Source organism: Geodermatophilus marinus (assembly GCF_003428645.1).
Classification (GTDB): Bacteria; Actinomycetota; Actinomycetes; order Mycobacteriales; family Geodermatophilaceae; genus Geodermatophilus.
In genome coordinates this window covers 174,168-195,286 of the sequence record NZ_QVQH01000007.1, presented here as the reverse complement: position 1 = coordinate 195,286, position 21,119 = coordinate 174,168, and the positions used below count along the sequence as shown (strand labels likewise).

Genomic DNA, 21,119 nt, shown 5'->3' with positions numbered 1-21,119 from the left:
GGGCACGGGCCGCACCGCCTCGGCTGTGGTCCTCGTGCTCGCCGCCACCCTCGGCGCGTTGGGGCTCGTGCAGTGGGCCGGCCACGGCCGCGCCCCCTTCGGGGACGTCGTCTTCGAGCGGGTCGAGGCGGCCGCCGCCGCGGCGGGGCTGCAGGTGTGCCGGGTGGTCGACGAGCCCGGCGGGTTGGCGGGCGGCGCCGTCGCCAGCCGCGTCTACGACCTGGCGGTGCGCTGCCCGGCGGAGGGCGCGACGGTCGTCGTCGACCGCTTCGCCACGGCGGCCGACCGCGACGCCGCCGCGCGGCGGTTCGAGTCGCTGCTCCGCCCCCGCGGCAGCGGTGCCGTGCGCACCCTCGGCGACGGGACGGTGCTCGTGCGCGGGGAGGGGGACGACGACGTGCACCGGGCCCTCGCCCGCGCGCTCGACGCGGCCGGTGCCCGGTGACGCGCGCGGGGCGGAGCGCCCGGCTCGGCGTCCTGGCGCTGGCGATGATCAACGTGGCGTCGATCGTGAGCGCGCGGAACCTGCCGGTCATGGCCGAGTACGGGTGGGCGATGCTGCTGCTGTTCGCCCTGTCGGTCACCGTGTTCCTGGTCCCGGTCGCCATGGCCGCCGCCGAGCTCGGCACCGCCTGGCCGCGGGACGGCGGCGTGTACGCCTGGGTCAAGGAGGCCTTCGGCGGGCGCACCGGCTTCCTGGCGGTCTGGTGCGACTACGCCGAGAACGTCGCCTGGTTCCCGACCGTGCTCTCCTTCATCGCGGCCTCCCTCGCCTACGCCGTCGACCCCGGGCTGGCCGGCGACCGGCTCTGGCTGGTGGCGGTCATGCTGGTGTTCTTCTGGGGCACCACGGCGGCCGCGCTGGCCGGGGCGCGCGCGTCGGCGGCGATCGGCGCGGTCGGCACCGTCGCCGGGTCCCTGCTCCCGGCGCTGCTCGTCGTGGCCCTGGGCGCGGCCTGGTTGCTGCAGGGCAACCCGTCGCAGATCCCGTTCTCCCCCGGCGCACTGGTCCCCGACGTCGGGCTCGGCAACCTGGCCTTCCTCGGCGGCATCATCCTGCTGTTCACCGGGATGGAGATGGCCGGCTTCCACGCCGGGGAGACCCGCGACCCCGGCCGGACGGTGCCCCGGGCGATCTTCCTCGCCGTCGCGATCACCGTGTCGTTCTCCGTGCTGGGCTCGCTGTTCATGGCCTTCGTGCTGCCGCGGCACGAGATCAGCCTCGTGTCGGGGACGATGGAGCTGTTCGCCGGCGTGCTCGACACGTTCTCCCTGGGCTGGCTGCTGGCCCCGCTGGCACTGCTCGTGGCGCTGGGCGGGGTCGCCCACCTCATGCCGTGGGTCCTGGGCCCGGCCAAGGGGGTCGCGGCGGTGGCGCAGGAGGGGCTGGCGCCGCCGCGGCTGGGGCGCACCAACCGCAACGCCGTCCCGGTGGCGCTGCTGCTCGTCCAGGGGGTGGCCGGCTCGGTGTTCGCGCTGCTGTTCGTCGCGGTGCCGAGCGTGAGCACGTCCTACTGGATGCTCTCGGCCGTCACCGCCCAGGTCATCGTGACGATGTACGCCCTGGTGTTCGCCGCGGTGATCCGGCTGCGCTACACCCAGCCGGGCACGCCGCGGCCCTACCGCATCCCCGGGGGTCTGCCGGGCGTGTGGCTCGTCGGCGGGGTCGGGCTGCTCGGCTGCGTCGCGTCCTTCCTGCTGGGCTTCGTCCCGCCGAGCCAGCTGCAGACCGGCGACACGGTGCGCTACGTGCTGCTGCTGGCGCTGGCCACCGTGGTGCTGTCGCTCCCGCCGTTCGTGTTCGCCCTGCTGTCCCGCCGGCGGGCCGGACCGGCTCCGGAGGCCGCCCGGTCGGCCTGACCGGGTCCCAGGGCACCGCGTTCCTCAGGGCACCGCGGCCGGCACCGGGGGCGCGCTCCTGGCCGCGGCGCGCGCCAGGGCCAGGGTGGCGGCGGCCATGACGGCGACCAGCACCCCGACCAGCACCCACTCCGTGCCGCCGGCCCGCAGGTGCTCGCCGAGGACGGCGATGCCGAGCGCGACCGCGACCACCGGTTCCCCGACGGTCATCGCCGGCAGCGAGGCCTCGAGGGCCCCGGCCTGGTACGCCGACTGCTGCACGACCGTCCCGCCGACCAGGGCGACGACCAGCAGCCAGGTCTCCCAGCTGCTCAGCAGGGCGGGGACACCGTCGTCGAGGAGGCTCACCACGCCCTTGGTGAGCGCCGCGGCCAGGCCGGCGGCCACCCCGCTGACCACGGCGAGCAGCAGTGCCCGCACCGGCCCGCGGCGGACTGCGGCCCCGAGCAGGCACGCGCCGACCAGCAGGCCCAGGACGACCAGGGCCGGCGCCCACTCCCGCACGCCGGCGCGGTCGGCGCCGGCGGTGGGCTCGCCGGTCACCACGAAGGCCGCCAGCGCGAGGGCGAGCGCCGCGGCCCACGCCCAGTCCGACCGGCGCAGCCGCCGGCCCGCCCACCGGGCGGCCAGGGGCAGCGCGAACAGCACCGTGGTGACCAGCAGCGGCTGGACCAGCAGCAGCGAGCCGAGGCCCAGCGCGGCCGCCTGGGCGGCGTACCCGGCCGTGTCGCTGAGCGTGCCCGCCCACCACCGCGGGCGTCGGACGAGGGAGAGCAGGAGCGCCGGACCGCGGGCGCGCTCGTCGGGGACGTCGGCCGCCGAGCGCTGCTGGACCGCCGAGGCCACCGCGAACAGCAGGGCCGCGAGCAGCGCCAGCGCGGCCGCGAGCCCGGTCACCCGACCGGTTACCCGGCGGTGCCGACCGGCACGTCCAGGCGCACCTCACCGGCGGTCGCGAACACGAACGTGACCGGGACCGTCTCCGTCGTCCCGATGGTCGAGGTGACCCCCTCGAGCCGCATCCGCTGCGGGCCGGTCGTCGCGTCCACCTGGCCGTCGGCCGGCAGCGGGATCCCGCCGGTGGCCGGGTCGCCGTTCTCGTCCAGCAGCTGCACCGACTGCGCCGCCGGCGTGGTGACGCTGGTCAGCGTGTCCGGGGACTCGCCCTCGTTGGTCAGCGCCGCCCGCAGCGGGACCTCCGTGCCGGCCGCGACGTCCGAGCCGGAGTCGAGGTAGACGTCGTCGAGGTCGACCTGGCCCACCGAGCCGTCGACGCCCGGGGTGTCGGGGACCTCCTGGGCGGTCTGGGCGTCCAGACCGGCGTCGCAGCCGGCGACACCGACGACCACGGCAGCCACCCCGGCGGCTCCGACGCGGGCGAGCCGCGCCGTCCCGGTGCCGGCCGGCACCACCTGCCTGCGGGGCACGGGACCTCCCGGCGGCTCGGAGGGGCGGGGATGCCAGTCTGCCGCCGACCCGGCGCCCCCGACAGGGGTCCGCGCCCGGTGCGGGCCGGGTGCGGGGCCCGCCGTCCGATCAGACCAGACCGAGGGCGTGCACCGCCTCGGCGACCTCGAGGAAGCCGGCCACGTTGGCGCCGAGCACCAGGTCACCGGGCGAGCCGTACTCGTCGGCCGTCTCGAAGCAGCGGGTGTGGATGTCGCGCATGATCTCCTCGAGCCGGTCCTCGGTGTGCTCGAAGGTCCACCGGTCGCGCGAGGCGTTCTGCTGCATCTCCAGCGCCGAGGTGGCGACCCCGCCGGCGTTGGCCGCCTTGCCGGGCGCGAACCGGGTCCCGGCCTCCCGGAAGAGGCCCACCGCCTCCGGGGTCGAGGGCATGTTGGCGCCCTCGACGACGTAGCGGCAGCCGTTGCGGACCAGCGTCGCGGCGGCGTCCCGGTCGATCTCGTTCTGCGTGGCGCTCGGGACGGCGACGTCGCAGGGGACGTCCCAGATGCTGCCGCCCGGCACGAAGGAGGCCGACGGCACCCGCTCGGCGTACACGTCGATGCGCGCCCGCTGCACCTCCTTGACGTGCTTGAGGACCTCGAGGTCGATGCCCTTCTCGTCGACGACGTAGCCGCTGGAGTCCGAGCAGGCGACCACGGTGCCGCCGAGCTGGTGGATCTTCTCGATGCCGTAGACGGCGACGTTGCCCGAGCCGGACACCACCGCCCGCCGGCCGTCGAAGGACTCCCCGGCCGCCGCCATCATCGCCGCGGCGAAGAACGCCGCGCCGTAGCCGGTGGCCTCGGTGCGCACCAGCGCACCGCCCCAGCCCAGGCCCTTGCCGGTGATGACGCCGGACTCGTAGCGGTTGGTGATCCGCTTGTACTGGCCGAACAGGTAGCCGATCTCGCGGGCCCCGACGCCGATGTCGCCGGCCGGGACGTCGGTGTACTCGCCGAGGTGCCGGTAGAGCTCGGTCATGAAGGACTGGCAGAAGCGCATGATCTCGGTGTCCGACCGGCCCTTGGGGTCGAAGTCCGACCCGCCCTTGCCCCCGCCGATCGGCATCCCGGTGAGCGCGTTCTTGAAGACCTGCTCGAAGCCGAGGAACTTGACGATGCCCAGGTTCACCGACGGGTGGAAGCGCAGCCCGCCCTTGTAGGGGCCGAGCGCGGAGTTGAACTCCACCCGGAAGCCGCGGTTGATGTGCACCTCGCCGCGGTCGTCCTGCCAGGGGACGCGGAAGATGATCTGCCGCTCGGGCTCGCAGATCCGCTCGACCGTCTTCAGGTCGGTGTACTCGCGGTGCCGGTTCAGGACGACGGCCAGCGACTCCAGCACCTCGTGGACGGCCTGGTGGAACTCGCGCTCGCCGGCGTTGCGCCGCAGCACGTCCTCGTAGATCCGCTCGACGACCGGCGGGAGCGCCGGGATCGTGCCGGTCGCGGTGGTGCTGGTCATCGTGGTGCTGGTCATCGTGGTGCTGGTCATCGTGGTGCTCCGTTCCTGGTGCTCCCGGGTTCCGCTGCCGGGCACCGCCGATCCCACCACGCCCGCCGCCCTCCCGGCGCACCGCCCGGGCTGCGCACGCTGCCCAGCCGGGTGGACCCCGGTTGTGCGCCGCCGACCTCGCGTGGTCCGCTCGCGGGCGTCCCCTCCGCCACCGCAGCCGGGAGCACCCGCCATGAGCCTGACCGTCGACCCCGCACCCGGCCGTGCCGGCACCGAGCCGAGCACCGGCACCACCGCGGACACCGGCACCACCGCGGACACCGGCGCCGCCGCGGACGCCGATGCCGCGCTGCGGCAGGTCGAGGACCGCGTGCTGTGGCTGGCCACCGCGATCGTCGACCACGCCAACCGGCTCCGGCCGGACCCCTCCGGCCTCAAGGTCGGCGGGCACCAGGCCTCCAGCGCGTCGATGGTCACGATCATGACCGCGCTGTGGCTCGAGCAGCTGCGCGCCGGGGACCGGGTGTCGGTGAAGCCGCACGCCTCGCCGGTGCTGCACGCGCTGGAGTACCTGCTGGGCCAGCTCGACGCATCCTGGCTGACCACGCTGCGCGCGTTCGGCGGGCTGCAGTCCTACCCGTCGCGGCTGAAGGACCCGGTGCCGGCGGACTACTCGACCGGCTCGGTGGGGATCGGCGCGACGGCGCCGCTCTGGGGCGCGCTCGCCCGCCGCTACGTCGACCGGCGGTTCGGCGGCGGCGGGTCCGGCCGCCAGTGGTCGCTGGTCGGCGACGCCGAGCTCGACGAGGGCGCGGTCTGGGAGGCGGTGCTGGACCCGATGGTGGCCGAGCTCGGCGAGGTGGTGTGGGTGGTCGACCTCAACCGGCAGTCGCTGGACCGGGTCGTGCCCACCCTCGGCGCCGGCCGGCTCGAGGGCATGTTCACCGCGGCGGGCTGGCAAGTGCTCACCGTCAAGTACGGGCGGCTGCTGGAGGAGCTCTTCACCCGCCCCGGCGGGGCCGCGCTGCGCCGGCGCATCGACGACATGCCCAACGCCGAGTACCAGCGGATGCTCCGCCGCGGCCCGGCGGAGCTGCGCGCGGCGCTGCCCGGGGACGGTCCGGGGGCCGGGGACGTCGCCCGCCTGGTCGCCGACGTCCCCGACGCCGAGCTGGCCGCGGCGGTCCGCAACCTCGGGGGGCACGACCTCGCGTCGCTGCGGGAGGCGTTCGCCGCGATCGACGACACCCGCCCCACCGTCGTCCTCGCCTACACCCTCAAGGGCCACCGGCTGGCCACCGAGGGCCACCCGCAGAACCACTCGGCCCTGCTGACCGAGGCCCAGCTGCACGAGCTGGCCGCGCTGCTCGGGGCGGACCCCGCCGACCCGTGGGCGGCGCTGCCCGCGGACGGCCCGGGCGGGCGGCTGGTGGCCGCGGCGTCCGAACGGCTCCGCCGCGCGCCGGTCGAGCCGGTGCCGCCCCCGGCCGTCCCCGCGGACCTGGGGCGCACCCCCTCGGGGACGGCGACCACCCAGGCCGCGCTCGGCCGCACCCTGCTGGACCTCTCCCGCGCCGCCCCGGACGTCGCCGACCGCGTGGTCACGGTCAGCCCCGACGTCAGCTCCAGCACCAACCTCGGGGGCTGGGTGAACAAGGTCGGGGTCTGGGCGTCGGAGGACCGGCACAATTGGTTCGCCGACGACGCCGAGACCGTCCTGCACTGGCGGGAGCGCCCTGACGGCCGGCACGTCGAGCTCGGCATCGCGGAGACCAACCTGGTGGGGCTGCTCGGCGAGCTCGGGGCGACGTGGAGCCGGTGGGGGCAGCCGCTGCTGCCGATCGGCGTCCTGTACGACCCGTTCGTGGCCCGCGCGCTGGAGCCGTGGTCGTTCGGCATCTACGCCGGGGGCCAGTCGATCCTGGTCGGCACGCCCTCGGGGGTGACGCTGGCGCCCGAGGGCGGGGCGCACCAGTCGGTCACCACGCCCTCCCTCGGGCTGGAGCAGCCCGGGTGCGACACCTGGGAGCCGGCGTTCGCCCTCGACGCGGAGTGGTGCCTGCTCGCGGCCATGGCCCGGCTGGGCCGGGCGGGCGGGCGCTCGGCCTACCTCCGGCTGTCCACCCGGCCGGTGGACCAGTCGCTGGCCGCCGTCCCCGCCGACCCGGCCGCCCGCGAGCGGCGCCGCCGCCAGGTGGTCGCCGGCGCCTACCCGCTGCGCCGGGCCGCGTCAGCGGCGGTCACGCTCGTCGCCATGGGCGCGGTCGTGCCGGAGACGCTGGCCGCGGCCGACCGGCTCGCCGCGCTCGGCATCGGGGCCGACGTCGTCTGCGTCACCAGCCCCGGGCTGCTGTTCCGGGCGCTGCAGGCCCGCCGGGGGCTCGGCGACGCGCCATCGTGGGTGCTCGACAGCGTCTTCCCGGCCGATCGCGCCGCCCCGCTGGTCACGGTGCTCGACGGCCACCCGCACACGCTGGCGTTCCTGGCCGGCGTGCACCGGGTGCCCGCCACCCACCTGGGGGTCACGTCCTTCGGGCAGAGCGGCGACCTCGCCTCCGTCTACCGCTGGCACGGCCTGGACACCGACACCGTCGTGGGCGTGGCGCTGGACCTGGTCGACTGACCGCCGCCGGGGCCCGGTGGTGGGTCAGCCCACGTAGTTCACGTGGACGTGGTCGAGGTGGTTGGCCGTGGCGCTGCCGCGGTCGGCCATCGGCTTCCACGCGCCGTCCGGCGAGCTGAGCATCCGCTGCTGCCAGATGAGGTAGTCGACGCCGAGCTCGTCCCAGTGGGCGCGGTGGTAGGCGACGATCGCGTCACCGAGGGCCGGGGTGCACATGTAGTCCAGGGCCAGACCCGAGGGGTGCCCGCCCGGGTCGGCCGCGCTGGCGCGGGTGCCGCCGATGGTGATGCCGGCGGCGCCCGGGACGTGGGTGACGACGGCGTCGGCGGCGGCCTGCGCCACCGGCTTGATCACCCCGGCGGTGTTGGTGACGCGCGCGGCCCCGGCCGGCGCGGCGGTGCCCGACGCGGCCGGCGGCGGAGCCGCGGCGGGTGCCGGGGTGCTCGCGGCCGGCGCCTGGGCCTCCTGCTCCCCGGACTGCTGCGCCTCGGCCTCCTGCGCCTGCGCCGCGGCCTGCGCGGCCGCCTCCTCTGCCTGCGCGGCCGCCTCGGCCTCGGCGGCGCGGGCGGCCTCCTCGGCGGCCCGGCGGTCCAGCTCGGCCTGGTCGGCCGCGGCCTGGGCCTGCTGGGCGGCACTGCGGTCGGCCTGCCGGGTGCTGCGGCTGGCGGTGAGCTGCTCGAGCGCCTCCAGGTCGGGCGCGGGCACGGCCTCGGCGGGGGGCGCGGCCTCGCCGGGCAGCCCGAGCTCCTCGGCGACGTCGACCGAGCGGCTGCTGGCGGTCTCCGCCGTCCCGGCCTCGGCCTGCGCGGCCGGGCCGGTGCCGGTGAGCACGCTGACGGTGAGCGCGCCGGCGGCGGCGACGCCGAGCAGCAGGGCGGGACGGCGGCGCACCGGCGGGCGGCGCAGGGCGCGGCGCCGACGTCCGATGGTGGTGGTGCGGGGGTCCATGCGGGGGTGCTCCGGGGGTGCGGGCGCAGCGGCGGGCAGGGGCGCGCCGCTGCGGCGGGGTGCGGTCGGGCGGAGGCGGCGACCGTCCTCGGGCACGGGCCCACCGGGGCAGCCGGGGGGAGCCGGTCGAGCGGGGGTGCTCGGGTGCGGTGGAGAGGCCGGGCCGGTCGCGCCGGGTCAGTGGCGGGGGGCCACCCGGGTACGACGGGCTGGTGCGGTGCGCGGGCACGCCATCGGGCGGCTCTCCTTCTCCCTGGAGCCGCCTACCGGGTTAGCTGACGGGTTCGGGCGGGAAGCGGCCCTACCGGCCCGGGCGGGACGCCCGGGGCGGATTCACCCCAGAACTGCGGTGGGTCCCCGGCTCGCCCCGGGGGGCGACTCGGCGGCGCCCGGCCGGGCCCCCGGATGGGGACGGATCGACCGACCGGACCGGCTCACCGTAGACGCGTTATCGACTCGTGACAATCGGCGATCGTCGATTCGTCAAGTGACGGTCGTCGCGGTGTTCCGCTCCGGTCCGGGCGCCGGCGTCAGCGGCGCGCGCCGAGCCACCGGACCGGGGCGCACACCGACCACCGCACGACCCGGAACGGCACTGCCGCGGCGGCCTGGACCAGGCGCACGCCGAGCACCACGAGGTCGGCGTACTCCGGCGGCCGGGGTGCCTGCGGACGCCGCTGCCCCGCACCGGGCCCGGGCGGGTCCTGCTCCTGCGCCCGGGGCTCGGGCGGGCCCGGCTCCCCTGCACCCCGCTCCCCCGATGGCGGCGCGGGCGCCGGGCCGCCGCCGACGAGCGCGTCGACCGCCGGCCGCCACGAGCCGCGCAGCGACGCGAACGACGGGATGGCCGGCGAGGCCGGGCCGTCGTCGGGGCCGTCGTCCGGGCCGTCGTCCGCGGCGCCGGGCATGCCGGGGAGCGGCGCGGGCCGGCCTCCCGGGGCGAGCCGGCCGGGCGGCTCGGGGACGACGGCGCGGATGGCCGCGATCGCCCCCGGGCCGACGCCGTCGATGGCGGCGAGCTCCCGCCGGGTCAGCGCGGCCAGCTGCTCGGTGCGGGTCACCCCGGCCCGGGTCAGCGCGCTGACCGTCCGGGTGGGCAGCCCGAGGTCCCGGACGGTGTCCGCGGTGGCCTCGCGCGGTGGACTCGACGGCATGGGCACCGACCCTAGCGGCGGGCCGCGGGGGCGCCGGGGGTGGCCGTCGGGCCCGCCCGGCGGCAGGCCCCGGCCCCGGCAGGCCCTGGCCCCGGCAGACCCCGGACACGGCACGGCCCCGGCGCGGGGACTGCACGACCACGCCGGGGCCGGTTTCATGCTCATGGTTACCCGGAGCGATGCGCCCCACACATCGATCCGCTGCCGTCTGGCGGGCGGGGCTCACCCGGGACCACGCCCAGGGCCCCGCCCGCCTGAAGCATGCGGGTACCGGATCGGCGCCGCAACAGATGTCTAGGACGTCTGCGCGGGGGTGCCCGCACGGGGACGCGTCAGCCGACGTGGTTGACGTGCACGTGGTCGAGGTGGTTGGCCGTGGCGCTGCCGCGGTCGGCCATCGGCTTCCACGCGCCGTCCGGCGAGGAGAGGATGCGCTGCTGCCAGATGAGGTAGTCCACGCCCAGCTCGTCCCAGTGCGCCAGGTGGTAGGCGACGATCGCGTCGCCCAGGGCGGCGTCGTCGTGGACCATGTAGTCCAGCGCCAGGCCCGCCGGGTGCCCGCCCGGATCGGCCGCGCTGGCGCGGGTGCCGCCGATGGTGATCAGCGCGGCGCCCCGCACGTTGGCGACCACCTGGTCGGCGGCGGCCTGGACCTGCGGCTTCACGGCTCCGGCGGTGTTGCTGATGACGGCGGCGCCGCTGGTCACGGCCGCCTGCTCCGGGGCGGGCGCGGCCTCGACAGCCTGGGCGGCGACCGGCGCGGCGACCGCCGGGGCGGACTCCCCCGCGGACGGAACCGGAGCGGCCTCGAGCGCGGCGGCCTCGGGTGCAGGCGCCTCGGGAGCGGCGGCCTGGGGCGCCGGCGCGGCCTCGGCGGCCCCGTCCCGCTCCCACCCACCGGTGCGCTCACCGCGGGACGCGCGGTCCCCGGAGCCGTCGCGGTCCCACGAGCCGTCGCGGTCCCACGAGCCATCGCGGTCCCACGAGCCGTCGCGGTCCCACGAGCGGTCCGCGGAGCTCTCCCCCGCCCCCTCCTGGGCCGGCGCGGCCCCGGTCAAGCGCAGCACCTGGCCGGGGTAGATGCGGTTCGGGTTCCCGCCGATCACGTCCGCGTTGCGCTGGTACAGGTCCCGCCACCGCTCGCCGTACGCCGCCGCGATGCGGGCCACGGTGTCACCGCGCCGGACCGTGTGGGCCTCCCCGGCAGCGGCGCCACCCCGCTCCCCCGCCTGCTCGGGGGCGGCCTGCTCGGGGGCGGCCTGCTCGGGGGCGGCCTGCTCGGGAGCGGCCTGCTCGGGGGCGGCCTGCTCGGGGGCGGCGGTCGCCTGCTCCGGTGCGGCGGCCGGCGCCGCGGGGGCGGCGGACGGGACGGCCGCCGGGGTGGTGCCCCCGGCCAGGTGCTTCCCGCAGGTCGGCCAGGCGCCGATGCCCTGCCCGGCGAGCACGGCCTCGGCCACCTCGACCTGCTGGGCCGGCGTGGCGAGGTCGGCGCGCGGCGCGAACCCGGTGCCGCCGTAGGCAGCCCAGGTGCCAGGGGCGAACTGCAGGCCGCCGTAGTAGCCGTTGCCGGTGTTGATGGCCCAGTTGCCGCCGGACTCGCACTGGGCGACGCCGGTCCAGTCGTGGGTGGCGGCGGCCTGGGCCGGGCTGGCCAGGACACCGATGCCGACCACCGTGGCGCCGGCGGCGACCGGGACCCCGGCGAGGGCCTGCTTGGTGCGGACGTAGCGGGGTGCGCGGTGCTTGGACATGGATCTCCCGATCACCGCCGGCGAGGTGAGCTGTCGGGTTCGGGCGATCGGTGCCCGGCCGCGAGCGCGCGGCTTCACCCCGGAGGCGCGCGGTCCGGCCGCAGCCGGCACCGGGCGACGGGTGTGGGTCCCCCACCCCTGCCCTGGGCGGATCGGTGGACGACCGGTGGGCAGGGTTGGGCGGACCGGCGCCGCGCTCTCTCGTTTGCTGAGCGCAGCCAAGACACTACGGCGGGTGATGTGCACTGTCGCCGTGATGCACCCCACTCCGCGACGGTCTGGCGTGTTCCTGCCTACGCGGAGTACAAGGGCGACCCCGGCGCGTCACCGTCCTGGTCGAGCAGGGGTCACCGCCAGGGCCCGGTCAGGTGAAGCGCGGGTCCGGGGGCAGCCGCGGGTTGAGCAGGTGCGCCACCAGCGCCGTCCAGCCGGTCTGGTGGGTGGCGCCCAGGCCCTCGCCGGTGTCGCCGTCGAAGAACTCGCTGAACGTCGGGTGCTCCCGCCAGAGGTCCGAGTCGCTGGACTCGATCCGCTTGCCGTCGGCCGGTCGCTTGCCGCCCACCGGCCGGAACAGCGCGGTGAGGCTGTTGTCGACGAGGTCGGCGGCCTCGACGAGGGTGCAGCGGTGGCCGGACCCGGTCGGGATCTCGATGGTGAACGCGTCACCGTAGTACCGGCCGAGCGTGCGCAGCTTGTCGGCGAGCAGCACGTTGACCGGGAACCACACCGGGCCGCGCCAGTTCGAGTTCCCGCCGAAGAGCTTGGTGCGTGACTCCCCCGGCTCGTACTCGATGGAGACGTCCCGGCCGCCGACCTGGGCGAACACCTGACCGGTGGCCTTGGACAGCGACCGGATGCCGTAGGGCGACAGGAACTCGTCGGTGTCGAACATCCGCTGCAGGATGCGCGCCAGCCGCTCCTCCCCGACCAGCGAGAGCAGCATCTTGCGCCCCTCGGGCCCGGACCGGCTGCGCAGCGGCCGCATCAGCTCGGGCCGGCGCCGCTGCAGCCAGCGCACCCGCTCCGCGACGTCGGGCAGCTGGGCCACCCACCGCGGGATCTCGGTGACCCCCAGGATCGGCAGCAGCCCGACCATGGAGCGCACCTGCAGCGGCTCGGCCGTGCCGTCCGGGGCGACGAGGACGTCGTAGAAGAAGCCGTCCTCCTCGTGCCACAGCGACACCTCGTGCGAGCCGAAGGCGTTCATCGCCTGGGCGATGGCGAGGAAGTGCTCGAAGAACTTGGTCGCCGTCCCGTCCCAGGCCTGGTCGAACCGGGACAGCTCCAGCGCGATCTTGAGCATCTGCTGGCAGTAGAACGCCATCCAGCTCGTCGCGTCCGACTGCTCGAGCCGGTAGCCCGGGGGCAGCGGCGCCGAGCGGTCGAACAGGGCGATGTTGTCCATCCCGAGGAAGCCGCCCTCGAAGACGTTCGACCCGCCGGCGTCCTTGCGGTTGACCCACCAGGAGAAGTTGAGCAGCAGCTTGGTGAACACCCGGACCAGGAACTGCTGGTCGCGGTAGCCGTCGATGCGGTAGACGTGCCAGGCCGCCCAGGCGTGCACCGGCGGGTTGACGTCGCCGAAGGCCCACTCGTAGGCCGGCAGCTGGCCGTTGGGGTGCATCGCCCACTCCCGGCACATGAGCACCAGCTGCTCCTTGGCGAAGTCCGGGTCGACGTGGGCCAGCGGGATGCAGTGGAAGGCGGTGTCCCACGCGGCGAACCACGGGTACTCCCACTCGTCGGGCATGGAGATGACGTCGGCCAGCGCCAGGTGCCGCCAGCCGGTGTTCCGCCGTCCCCGCCGGCGCCGCGCCTCCGGGGCGTGGAAGTCGGGATCGCCGTCGAGCCACTGCGCGACGTCGAAGCGGTAGAGCTGCTTGGTCCACAGCAGGCCCGCGTAGGCGCGGCGGGCGACGTGCCGGTCCTCGTCGGAGAGGCTCTCGTGGATGACCGAGGCGTAGAAGTCGTCGGCCTCGGCGCGGCGGTCGGCCAGCACCGCGTCGAACCCGGGGCCGAAGACGTCCTCGTCCGGGGCCGCACGGCGCAGCCGCAGCCGCACGCTGACGCTCTCCCCCGGCCCGACGGCGTCCCACCGGTACCAGAAGGCGGCCTTGGTGCCGGAGTCCGAGGGGTTGATCCGCGACTCGTCGCCGTGCACGACCCGGCGGTCGATCCCGTCCTTGGGGTACCGGCTGGCGTTGCGCTCGGCGCCGAAGAGCGTCACGGCGTCGGTCTCGTTGTCGCAGCAGAGGACGACGGGGTCGCCCTCTGCGGCCAGGTGGTAGCGGCCCAGGAAGCCGTGCTCGGCCTCGACCGCCTCCAGGCCGGAGACGGTGAGCGTCGGCGCCAGGAGCTGGGTGAGCACGCCCTGCCGCTTGTCCCCGCCCCACGACCAGGTGTTGCGGAACCACACCTGCGGCAGCAGGTGCAGGGGTGCGGGGTCGGGGCCGTGGTTGGTGGCGGTGACGACGATGCAGACGTCGTCCGGGGCGGCCTTGGCGTAGGTGACCTGGACGTCGAAGAAGCGGTCCTCGTCGAGGACGCCGGTGTCGGCCAGCTCGTACTCGCGCTCCAGCCGGGACCGCTCGGCGTTGACGCGGCGCAGCTCCTCGTAGGGGAACTCGGCCTGCGGGTAGCGGTAGAGCCACTGCATCCAGGAGTGGGTGGGCGTGCCGTCGACGGCCCACCAGTACTCCTTGGCGTCCTCCCCGTGGTTGCCCTCCTCGTTGGTGAGGCCGAACAGCCGCTCCTTGAGGACGGGGTCCTTCCCGTTCCAGAGGGCGACCGAAAAGTTGAGGAAGCCGTAGCGGTCGCAGATGCCGCCGAGGCCGTCCTCACCCCACCGGTAGGCGCGGGCGTGCGCGTGGTCGAACGGGAAGGACGACCACGCGTCGCCGTCCCCGGAGTAGTCCTCGCGCACCGTGCCCCACTGGCGGCCGGCGAGGTAGGGCCCCCACAGCCGCCACGGCGCCGACATGTCGGCGGACCCGGCCAGGCGGGCGTGCTCGGCACTGCGGGGACCGCCCGCGTCCTGGGGGCCGGGAGGGGCGGTGCGCGGCTCGAACGGAGCGCCGGGGACTGCGGGAGGCACGATCCCACAGTGCCACGGGCTCGTGTCGGCCCCGTGTCACGCGAGTGGCGGGTGGGGGCGGACGGGGTCAGGCGTACCCGCCGGCGTGCCGGCCGCCGGTGCCGGCGCTGTCGACCTCGACGGCGCCGACCGTCCTCTCCTCGGCCAGCAGGTGGCGCACCACCCCCCTCCGCGGTGGGCGATCGGCAGGTGTTCCCCGTGCAGACGAACAGCACGCGCACCCGTCGCACGCCCACCGCGGCACCCGCGTCGGAGGGGCACCCGCCCGGTGCGGTCCTCCGCCATGATCGGCGGGGTCGTCGACGACGACGGCACGGGCCCGCCGGGCACCTGGCACGGCCCCGCCACCCCGAGAGGAGCGCCCCGTGGACACGCAGCCGGGCGAGCTGACCCCCGACGACCTCGACGGCGAGAACGACTCCGGCGTCCTCGACCCCGAGGACAGCCTCGCCGACCGGGGCGTCGACCCGCTGGACGAGGGGTGGTCCCCGGCCGAGCGCCCCTGGGCGGTCGAGGACTGGGGGACGACCGGTGCGGAGGAGTCGGCCGGGGAGGGCCTGGCCGCCCGCCTGGCGCGGGAGCTGCCCGACGAGGCCCCGCAGGACGGCGACGGGCTCGGCGACGCCACCGACACCGACGGGGAGCTGCTCGACGACGAGGTCGGGGACGTCCGCGCCGGCCGGCTCACCGAGGACGACGAGGGCAGCGGTCCGGACGACGAGCCGGAGCTGCACGCCCGCGACCGCGGGTACGCCGGCGGCGCCGCGTCCGCCGAGGAGGCCGCCGTCCACCTGGTGACCGGCGAGCGCTGACCGGAGCCGGTCACGTGGCGCACGACGGGCCGGAGCCCGCGGGGACCCGGCCCGGTCGGGCCACGCGGCCCCAGGGATCGGGGCTGGAGGTCGCCGGCTTCGCCACCGGGCTGACCGGGCTGCTGCTGGTGATCGGCTTCTGGTCGGGGGTGCTGTTGGCGGCGTTCACCCTCGGGCTGCTCGTCTCGGCGCTCGGGGCCGCGCTCAGCGCGGTCGCCCTGGTGCTGCGCCGCCGGCGCGGGCGCCGGGCGCGGTGGGCGACCGCCGGGCTGGTCTGCGGGGTCCTCGGCTCCTTCGGGCCGTTGCTGCTGGTCGTGTACGCCGTCGAGCAGCACGTCCGCTGAATCCGGCGGCCGGGCGCCTGCGCCGGCGCCCGGCCGGTCGCCGCCCCGGCCGCGGTCCGCACCGCCCGTTCCGGGCACGGACGCCGGCGGCGGACGGCCCACCTGAGGAGCCACCTGCGCCGGCCGCGCGGGCCGGTGGCGTTGGATGGGGCCCGTGGACGACCGGACGGACGACGCGACGACGGGCAGCCCGGTGGCCGTGCTGGTGCACGGGCTCTGGCACGGGGCCTGGAGCTGGGACGCCGTGCAGGCCGCGCTGACCGGCCGGGGGGTGGACGCCGTCGCCGTGGAGCTGCCGCTCACCGACCTCGCCACCGACACCCGGGTGGTGCGCGACGTGCTCGACGGCCTGGGCCGCCCCGCGGTGCTGGTGGGCCACTCCTACGGCGGCGCGGTGATCACCGCGGCCGGCGTGCACCCGGCGGTGCGGGAGCTGGTCTACCTGGCGGCCTTCTGCCTCGACGAGGGCGAGTCGGTGAGCCGCGTCCTGCCGGGCGAGGAGCACCCGGAGACCCGGCTGGGCGAGGCGCTGCGGGTGGACCGCGAGCGCGGGGAGGTGGCCCTCGACCCGGAGCTGGGTCCCGCGCTGCTCTACCCGGACGCCTCCCCCGGCGCGGCCGCCGCGGCGGCGGGCCGGCTGCGCCCGGTCGGGCGGGCGGTGTTCCGCGGCACGCCCGAGGCCGTCGCCTGGCGGACGGTGCCCTCGACCTACGTGGTCTGCACGGCCGACGAGGTGGTGCACCCCGCGCTGCAGCGGGCCATGGCCGCGCGGGCGACCCGGCGCCTGGAGTGGGCCGGGGGGCACTGCCCCCCGGTGAGCCGCCCGGACGACGTCGCCGCCCTCGTCGCCGAGCGGGTCGCCGCCGTCGCCGGCTGACCGCCCGCCGCGGCGCTCAGCGGGCGCGGGCGGTGAGCACGCGCTGCTCGGCGTCCGGCCCGGGGTCCACCGACGGCACCCGGAGCACGAAGACCAGGCCCAGCAGCCACCACGCCGCGACGACCACCCATTCGTAGGGCCACACCAGGGCGGCGGGCATGCCGGGCAGGTAGAGCGTGCCCAGCCCGAGCGCGAGCAGCCCGGCCACGACACCGGTCGCCGCCCCGCCGGGCGCGCGGAAGGGACGCTCCATCGCCGGCTCCCGGCGGCGCAGGACGACGAAGGACAGCGCCACCATGACGTAGGCGATCACGATGCTCAGGCCGCCGGCGTCGACCATCCACACCAGCGCCGGCCGGCCGAACAAGGGGGCGAGCACGGAGAGCCCGCCGATGAACAGCAGCGCGTTGCCCGGGGTGCGGTAGCGGGGGTGCAGCCGGCCGAACCAGGCCGGCAGCATGCCCGAGCGGGCCATGGCGAACAGCAGCCTGCTGGCCCCGATGAGGAAGCCGTTCCAGCTGGTGAGGATGCCGGCGATCCCGCCGAGCACCAGCACGTCGCCCATGAGCCCGCTGCCCCACAGCGCCGCCATGCCGTCGGCGGCGGCGAGCTCCGAGGCGGCCAGCTCGGACGCCGGGAGCGCCGACCCCACGGTCAGCATGATCAGCACGTACCAGGCGACCGCCATCCCGACCGCGAGCAGCAGCAGCTGGCCGATCTTCCGGTACGGCAGGTGGATCTCCTCGGCCGACTGCGGGATGACGTCGAACCCGACGAACAGGAAGGGCGTGGCCACCAGCACCGCGATCAGGCCCGCCGCGCCGCCGGTGAACAGCGGCCGCATGTTCGCGGTGTCCCCGCCGAGGAAGCTGCCCAGCACCAGCGCCAGCCCGACGGCCAGGAGGAAGAGCACCGCGATCGCCTGGAACACCGCGGCCGGCCGCACGCCCACGTAGTTCAGGCCGGTCATCACCACCGCGGCCAGGACACCGACGGCGACCCAGCTGGCGTACACGTCGTAGTCGGCGACCGTCCACAGCCGGCCGGCGAGCATGTCGGGGAACAGGTACAGCACCGTCTGCGGCAGTGCCACCGCCTCGAAGGCGACCACGGAGACGTAGCCGAGCACCAGCGCCCACGAGGTGACGAAGGCCGGCCGGCTGCCGAGGGCGCGCAGCACGTAGTTGTGCTCCCCGCCGACGTGCGGCATCGCCGACACCAGCTCGGCGTAGGTCAGCCCGACGAGGGCCACGACGACCCCGCCGATAAGGAACGCCAGCGCCGCGCCGAGCGTCCCGGCGTCCTCGAGGAAGCCGCCGGTGAGCACGATCCAGCCGAAACCGATCATCGCCCCGAAGGCGACGGCGAGGACGTCCCAGCGCCCCAGCGTCCGGACGAACCCCTCGGTGCCGGTGTCGGCCATGGTGCCTCCCTGGGCCGGTGCGTGGCCGTGCACCTGCATGGTGGCCCCGGCCCGGGCCGTCGGCACGGCGAGCGGGCGGGGTGTCACCCCCGGCTGCCACCATGGCCGCGTGCTGCTCGCCGAGGTCGTCGCCGCCTCCGCCGCGGTCGCCGCCACCCGCGCCCGCTCGGCGAAGACCGCGGCGATCGCCGGGGTGCTGCGCCGGGCCGGCGCCGACGAGGTGCCCGCGGTCACCGCGTGGCTGGCCGGCGAGCCGCTGCAGGGCCGGCTCGGCGTCGGGTGGCGGACGCTCTCGCGGCACGCCCCGGCCCCCGCCCCCGCCGCCTCGCTCACCGTCGCCGCGGTCCACACGACCCTCACCGCGCTGGCCGGGACGGCGGGCACCGGGTCGGCCGCCCGCCGGGACGCGGCCCTCGGGGAGCTGCTGGGCGCCGCCACCGCCGACGAGCAGCGCTTCCTCGTCCGGCTGCTCACCGGCGAGCTCCGGCAGGGGGCGCTCGAGGGGGTGGTGCTCGACGCGGTGGCCGCGGCCGCCGACGTCCCGCCCGCAGCCGCCCGCCGCGCCTTCATGCTCACCGGCAGCCTGCCCGGCACGGCGGCGGCCGCCCTCGCCGGCGGGGAGCCGGCGCTGGCCGCGGCCCGGCCGGAGGTGGGCCGGCCGGTCCGGCCGATGCTCGCCGCCCCCGGCGCGTCGCTCGATGCGGCGCTGACCGACCTCGGCGCCGCGGTGACCGTCGAGCACAAGCTCGACGGCGCCCGCATCCAGGTGCACCGGGACGGCGCCGCGGTGCGGGTCTGGACCCGCAGCCTGCGGGAGGTGACCGGCGGGGTGCCCGAGCTGGTCGACCGGGTCCGCGCGCTGCCGTGCCGCACCGCCGTCCTCGACGGCGAGACCCTGGCCCTGGACGACGACGGACGCCCGCGGGCCTTCCAGGACACGATGAGCCGGTTCGGCAGCGACGCCCCGGACGCCGGGGTCCTGCTCAGCCCGTTCTTCTTCGACCTGCTGCACCTCGACGGGCGCGACCTGCTCGACGAACCGCTCGACGTCCGCCTCGACGCCCTCGCCGGGCTGCTGGCCGGGGCGGAGCACGCGCCGCTGCGCATGCCCGGCATCCGGCGCCCCACGCCCGAGCAGGCGGCCGGCGTGCTCGACGAGGCGCTGGCCGCCGGGCACGAGGGCGTCGTCGTCAAGGACCTCACCGCCCCGTACGCGGCCGGCCGGCGCGGCCGGGCCTGGCAGAAGGTCAAGCCGGTGCACACCCTCGACCTGGTCGTGCTCGGTGCCGAGTGGGGGTACGGGCGGCGCACCGGCACGCTGTCCAACATCCACCTCGGCGCCCGGGACCCGGACGGCGGGGAGCCGGTCATGGTGGGCAAGACCTTCAAGGGGATGACCGACGAACTGCTCGGGTGGCAGACCCGGACCTTCCCCGAGCACGCCCGCGCGGAGGCGCCGTGGGGGCTGGAGCTGCGCCCCGAGCTGGTCGTCGAGGTCGCCCTCGACGGCGCCCAGCGCAGCCCCCGCTACCCGGGCGGGGTCGCGCTGCGCTTCGCGCGGGTGGTGCGCTACCGGCCGGACAAGACGGCGGCGGAGGCCGACACGATCGAGGCCGTCCGGGCGCTCCTCGCCGGCGGCTGAGCCGCCCTCAGAGGTCGGCGACCTTCGGGGCGACCTCGGTGCCCAGCAGCTCGATGCCGCGCAGCAGGTCCGCGTGCGCCAGGCGTGGGTTGGTCATCTGCAGCGCCACCCGGTCCACCCCGCCGAGCTGCTCGGAGACCCGGCGCAGCTTGGTGGCCACGGTGTCGGGGTCGCCCATGAAGAAGGCGCCGTCCGGGCCGCTGGTCGCGTCGAACTGCGCGCGGGTGGGCGGGGCGAACCCGCGCTCGGCGGAGACCTTGGTGAACATCTCGTGCCAGCCCGGGTAGATGGTGTCGGCCGCAGCCCGGGTGTTCTCGGCGACGAAGCCGAAGACGTGCAGCCCGACCCGCAGCCGCTCGGGAGCGTGCCCGGCGCGCTCGCCGGCCCGGCGGTAGAGGTCCACCAGCGGGGCGAAGCGGCGCGGCTCACCGCCGATGATCGCCACCATGAGCGGCAGGCCCAGCAGCCCGGCGCGCACGAAGGACTCCGGCGTCCCGCCGACGCCGACCCACACCGGCAGCGGGTCCTGCACCGGCCGCGGGTACACCCCCTGCCCGGTGAGCGGCGGGCGGTGCCGGCCCGACCAGGTGACCTGCTCGGTGGCACGGATCCGCAGCAGCAGGTCCAGCTTCTCCTCGAAGAGCTCGTCGTAGTCGGCCAGCGACAGGCCGAAGAGCGGGAACGCCTCGACGAACGACCCGCGCCCGACCACCAGGTCGACCCGCCCGCCGCTGATGAGGTCCAGCGTGGCGAACTGCTGGAACACCCGGACCGGGTCGGCGGCCGAGAGCACGGCCACCGCGCTGCCGAGGCGGATGCGGGAGGTCCGCGCGGCCGCCGCCCCGAGGATCACCGGCGGCGCGGAGTCGTAGTACTCGGGCCGGTGGTGCTCGCCGATGCCGAAGGAGTGCAGGCCCACCCGGTCGGCGAGCTCGATCTCCTCGAGCAGGTGGGCCATGCGCTCCTGCGGGCCGACGACGTGGCCGGAGCGCGGGTCGGTCACGGCCGAGACGAAGCTGTCGACGCCGAGGTGCACGGTGCGTCCTCCTGGGTGGGTGCGGGTCGCCGCCCGGCCGAGGTGGCCGTTCAACGCTCAACCACCAGTGAACCAGGCGGACGCCGCGGGCGTGCCCGCCCCCCGGGTCGGGGTAGGGCTGCGGGAAGCCGTCCCGGGAGGAGGAGCGATGACCGACGACATCGGCCGGCTGGTCCGGCTCACCGACACCGACCGGACCGTCACCGACCCCGAGGCCGACGTGCGCGGCCGCCGCGTCGTGGACCCGTTCGACCAGGACCTCGGCCGGGTCGACGACCTGCTGGTGGACGACCGGGAGGGCCGGGTGCGCTTCCTGCGCGTGAGCGAGGGCGGCGTCCTGGGCATCGGCGCCCGGCACTACCTCGTCCCGGTCGACGCCGTCGTCGCCCTGGAGGCCGACCGCGTGCGGATCGGCCGGAACCGCGACGAGATGGCGTCGGTGCCGCCCTACGACCCCGACCTCGGGGACGACCCCGGCTACTACGCCGGCCTCTACGGCTGGTGGGGGCACCCGCCGTTCTGGGGACCGGGCTACACCTACCCGGGCTACCCCTACTACTGACCCGGAGCGCCGGCCGCCGCGCTCGTGGCCACCTCGCCGCCCGGCTCCCGGCGCCGCGCGCAGCAGCTCCCAGGACTCACCGCGCACGGCCG

The 21,119-nt window shown here is 76.5% G+C and carries 17 protein-coding genes and 1 riboswitch; of the genes, 8 read left to right on the top strand and 9 right to left on the bottom strand.

The window, feature by feature from the left end; all coding sequences use genetic code 11:
* Positions 1-25: 25 nt before the first annotated feature.
* Together D0Z06_RS10590 and D0Z06_RS10585 are read left to right on the top strand one after the other, a co-directional pair.
* The gene (locus tag D0Z06_RS10590; RefSeq protein WP_147332014.1) at positions 26-445 is read left to right on the top strand and encodes a hypothetical protein; all 420 of its coding nucleotides are present in this window, start codon (positions 26-28) and stop codon (positions 443-445) included.
* Positions 442-1,860: an amino acid permease gene (locus D0Z06_RS10585; RefSeq protein ID WP_117377328.1), complete on the top strand. Its 1,419-nt coding sequence runs from the start codon at positions 442-444 to the stop codon at positions 1,858-1,860. Before D0Z06_RS10590 ends, D0Z06_RS10585 begins: the two co-directional genes overlap by 4 nt.
* Before the next feature lie 24 nt (positions 1,861-1,884).
* Here D0Z06_RS10585 and D0Z06_RS10580 read toward each other — a convergent pair whose 3' ends face one another.
* From D0Z06_RS10580 to gdhA, 3 genes are all read right to left on the bottom strand, one after another.
* Positions 1,885-2,757 (bottom strand): DMT family transporter, encoded by an 873-nt coding sequence (locus D0Z06_RS10580; RefSeq protein ID WP_117377327.1) that lies wholly within the window; start codon positions 2,755-2,757, stop codon positions 1,885-1,887.
* 8 nt (positions 2,758-2,765) lie between these two features.
* Complete coding sequence (locus tag D0Z06_RS10575; RefSeq protein ID WP_158579935.1) at positions 2,766-3,287, bottom strand: copper chaperone PCu(A)C; 522 nt, start codon at positions 3,285-3,287, stop codon at positions 2,766-2,768.
* A 109-nt stretch (positions 3,288-3,396) separates the two neighbouring features.
* Entirely contained in the window at positions 3,397-4,800 is a 1,404-nt protein-coding gene (gene gdhA / locus D0Z06_RS10570) for an NADP-specific glutamate dehydrogenase (RefSeq protein WP_458339533.1), read from the bottom strand.
* 193 nt (positions 4,801-4,993) lie between these two features.
* Here gdhA and D0Z06_RS10565 point away from each other — a divergent pair, with 193 nt between their 5' ends.
* Positions 4,994-7,384 carry a transketolase-like TK C-terminal-containing protein gene (locus D0Z06_RS10565; RefSeq protein WP_117377325.1) on the top strand — a complete coding sequence of 797 codons (2,391 nt, stop codon included), beginning with the start codon at positions 4,994-4,996 and terminating at the stop codon, positions 7,382-7,384.
* 24 nt (positions 7,385-7,408) lie between these two features.
* Here the strand turns inward: D0Z06_RS10565 and D0Z06_RS10560 are convergent, their stop codons facing one another.
* From D0Z06_RS10560 to D0Z06_RS10545, 4 genes are all read right to left on the bottom strand, one after another.
* Positions 7,409-8,332, bottom strand: a complete 924-nt coding sequence (locus D0Z06_RS10560) for a hypothetical protein (protein ID WP_117377324.1) — start codon at positions 8,330-8,332, stop codon at positions 7,409-7,411.
* 244 nt (positions 8,333-8,576) lie between these two features.
* A riboswitch (cyclic di-AMP (ydaO/yuaA leader) is annotated at positions 8,577-8,727 on the bottom strand.
* 135 nt (positions 8,728-8,862) lie between these two features.
* Entirely contained in the window at positions 8,863-9,486 is a 624-nt protein-coding gene (locus tag D0Z06_RS10555) for a hypothetical protein (RefSeq protein WP_117377323.1), read from the bottom strand.
* Positions 9,487-9,818: 332 nt separating this feature from the next.
* The gene (locus tag D0Z06_RS26275; protein WP_199522245.1) at positions 9,819-11,237 is read right to left on the bottom strand and encodes a LysM peptidoglycan-binding domain-containing protein; all 1,419 of its coding nucleotides are present in this window, start codon (positions 11,235-11,237) and stop codon (positions 9,819-9,821) included.
* 364 nt (positions 11,238-11,601) lie between these two features.
* Positions 11,602-14,331, bottom strand: coding sequence for an MGH1-like glycoside hydrolase domain-containing protein (locus tag D0Z06_RS10545; RefSeq protein WP_117377322.1), 2,730 nt, complete (start codon positions 14,329-14,331; stop codon positions 11,602-11,604).
* Positions 14,332-14,696: 365 nt separating this feature from the next.
* Here D0Z06_RS10545 and D0Z06_RS10540 point away from each other — a divergent pair, with 365 nt between their 5' ends.
* From D0Z06_RS10540 to D0Z06_RS10530, 3 genes are all read left to right on the top strand, one after another.
* The gene (locus D0Z06_RS10540) at positions 14,697-15,143 is read left to right on the top strand and encodes a DUF5709 domain-containing protein (RefSeq protein WP_117377321.1); all 447 of its coding nucleotides are present in this window, start codon (positions 14,697-14,699) and stop codon (positions 15,141-15,143) included.
* A gap of 14 nt (positions 15,144-15,157) precedes the next feature.
* The gene (locus D0Z06_RS10535) at positions 15,158-15,487 is read left to right on the top strand and encodes a hypothetical protein (protein ID WP_117377320.1); all 330 of its coding nucleotides are present in this window, start codon (positions 15,158-15,160) and stop codon (positions 15,485-15,487) included.
* Positions 15,488-15,641: 154 nt separating this feature from the next.
* The gene (locus D0Z06_RS10530; RefSeq protein WP_158579934.1) at positions 15,642-16,364 is read left to right on the top strand and encodes an alpha/beta fold hydrolase; all 723 of its coding nucleotides are present in this window, start codon (positions 15,642-15,644) and stop codon (positions 16,362-16,364) included.
* Positions 16,365-16,380: 16 nt separating this feature from the next.
* Here the strand turns inward: D0Z06_RS10530 and D0Z06_RS10525 are convergent, their stop codons facing one another.
* The gene (locus D0Z06_RS10525) at positions 16,381-17,787 is read right to left on the bottom strand and encodes an APC family permease (protein ID WP_117377388.1); all 1,407 of its coding nucleotides are present in this window, start codon (positions 17,785-17,787) and stop codon (positions 16,381-16,383) included.
* Between the two features lie 109 nt (positions 17,788-17,896).
* On the opposite strand from D0Z06_RS10525, the gene D0Z06_RS10520 reads away from it, so the two are divergent.
* Positions 17,897-19,429: an ATP-dependent DNA ligase gene (locus D0Z06_RS10520; RefSeq protein ID WP_117377318.1), complete on the top strand. Its 1,533-nt coding sequence runs from the start codon at positions 17,897-17,899 to the stop codon at positions 19,427-19,429.
* 7 nt (positions 19,430-19,436) lie between these two features.
* Here the strand turns inward: D0Z06_RS10520 and D0Z06_RS10515 are convergent, their stop codons facing one another.
* Positions 19,437-20,465 (bottom strand): LLM class flavin-dependent oxidoreductase, encoded by a 1,029-nt coding sequence (locus D0Z06_RS10515; RefSeq protein ID WP_117377317.1) that lies wholly within the window; start codon positions 20,463-20,465, stop codon positions 19,437-19,439.
* Between the two features lie 148 nt (positions 20,466-20,613).
* Here D0Z06_RS10515 and D0Z06_RS10510 point away from each other — a divergent pair, with 148 nt between their 5' ends.
* On the top strand, positions 20,614-21,027 hold the full coding sequence (locus D0Z06_RS10510; RefSeq protein WP_117377316.1) for a PRC-barrel domain-containing protein: 414 nt from the start codon (positions 20,614-20,616) through the stop codon (positions 21,025-21,027).
* Positions 21,028-21,119 lie beyond the last annotated feature (92 nt).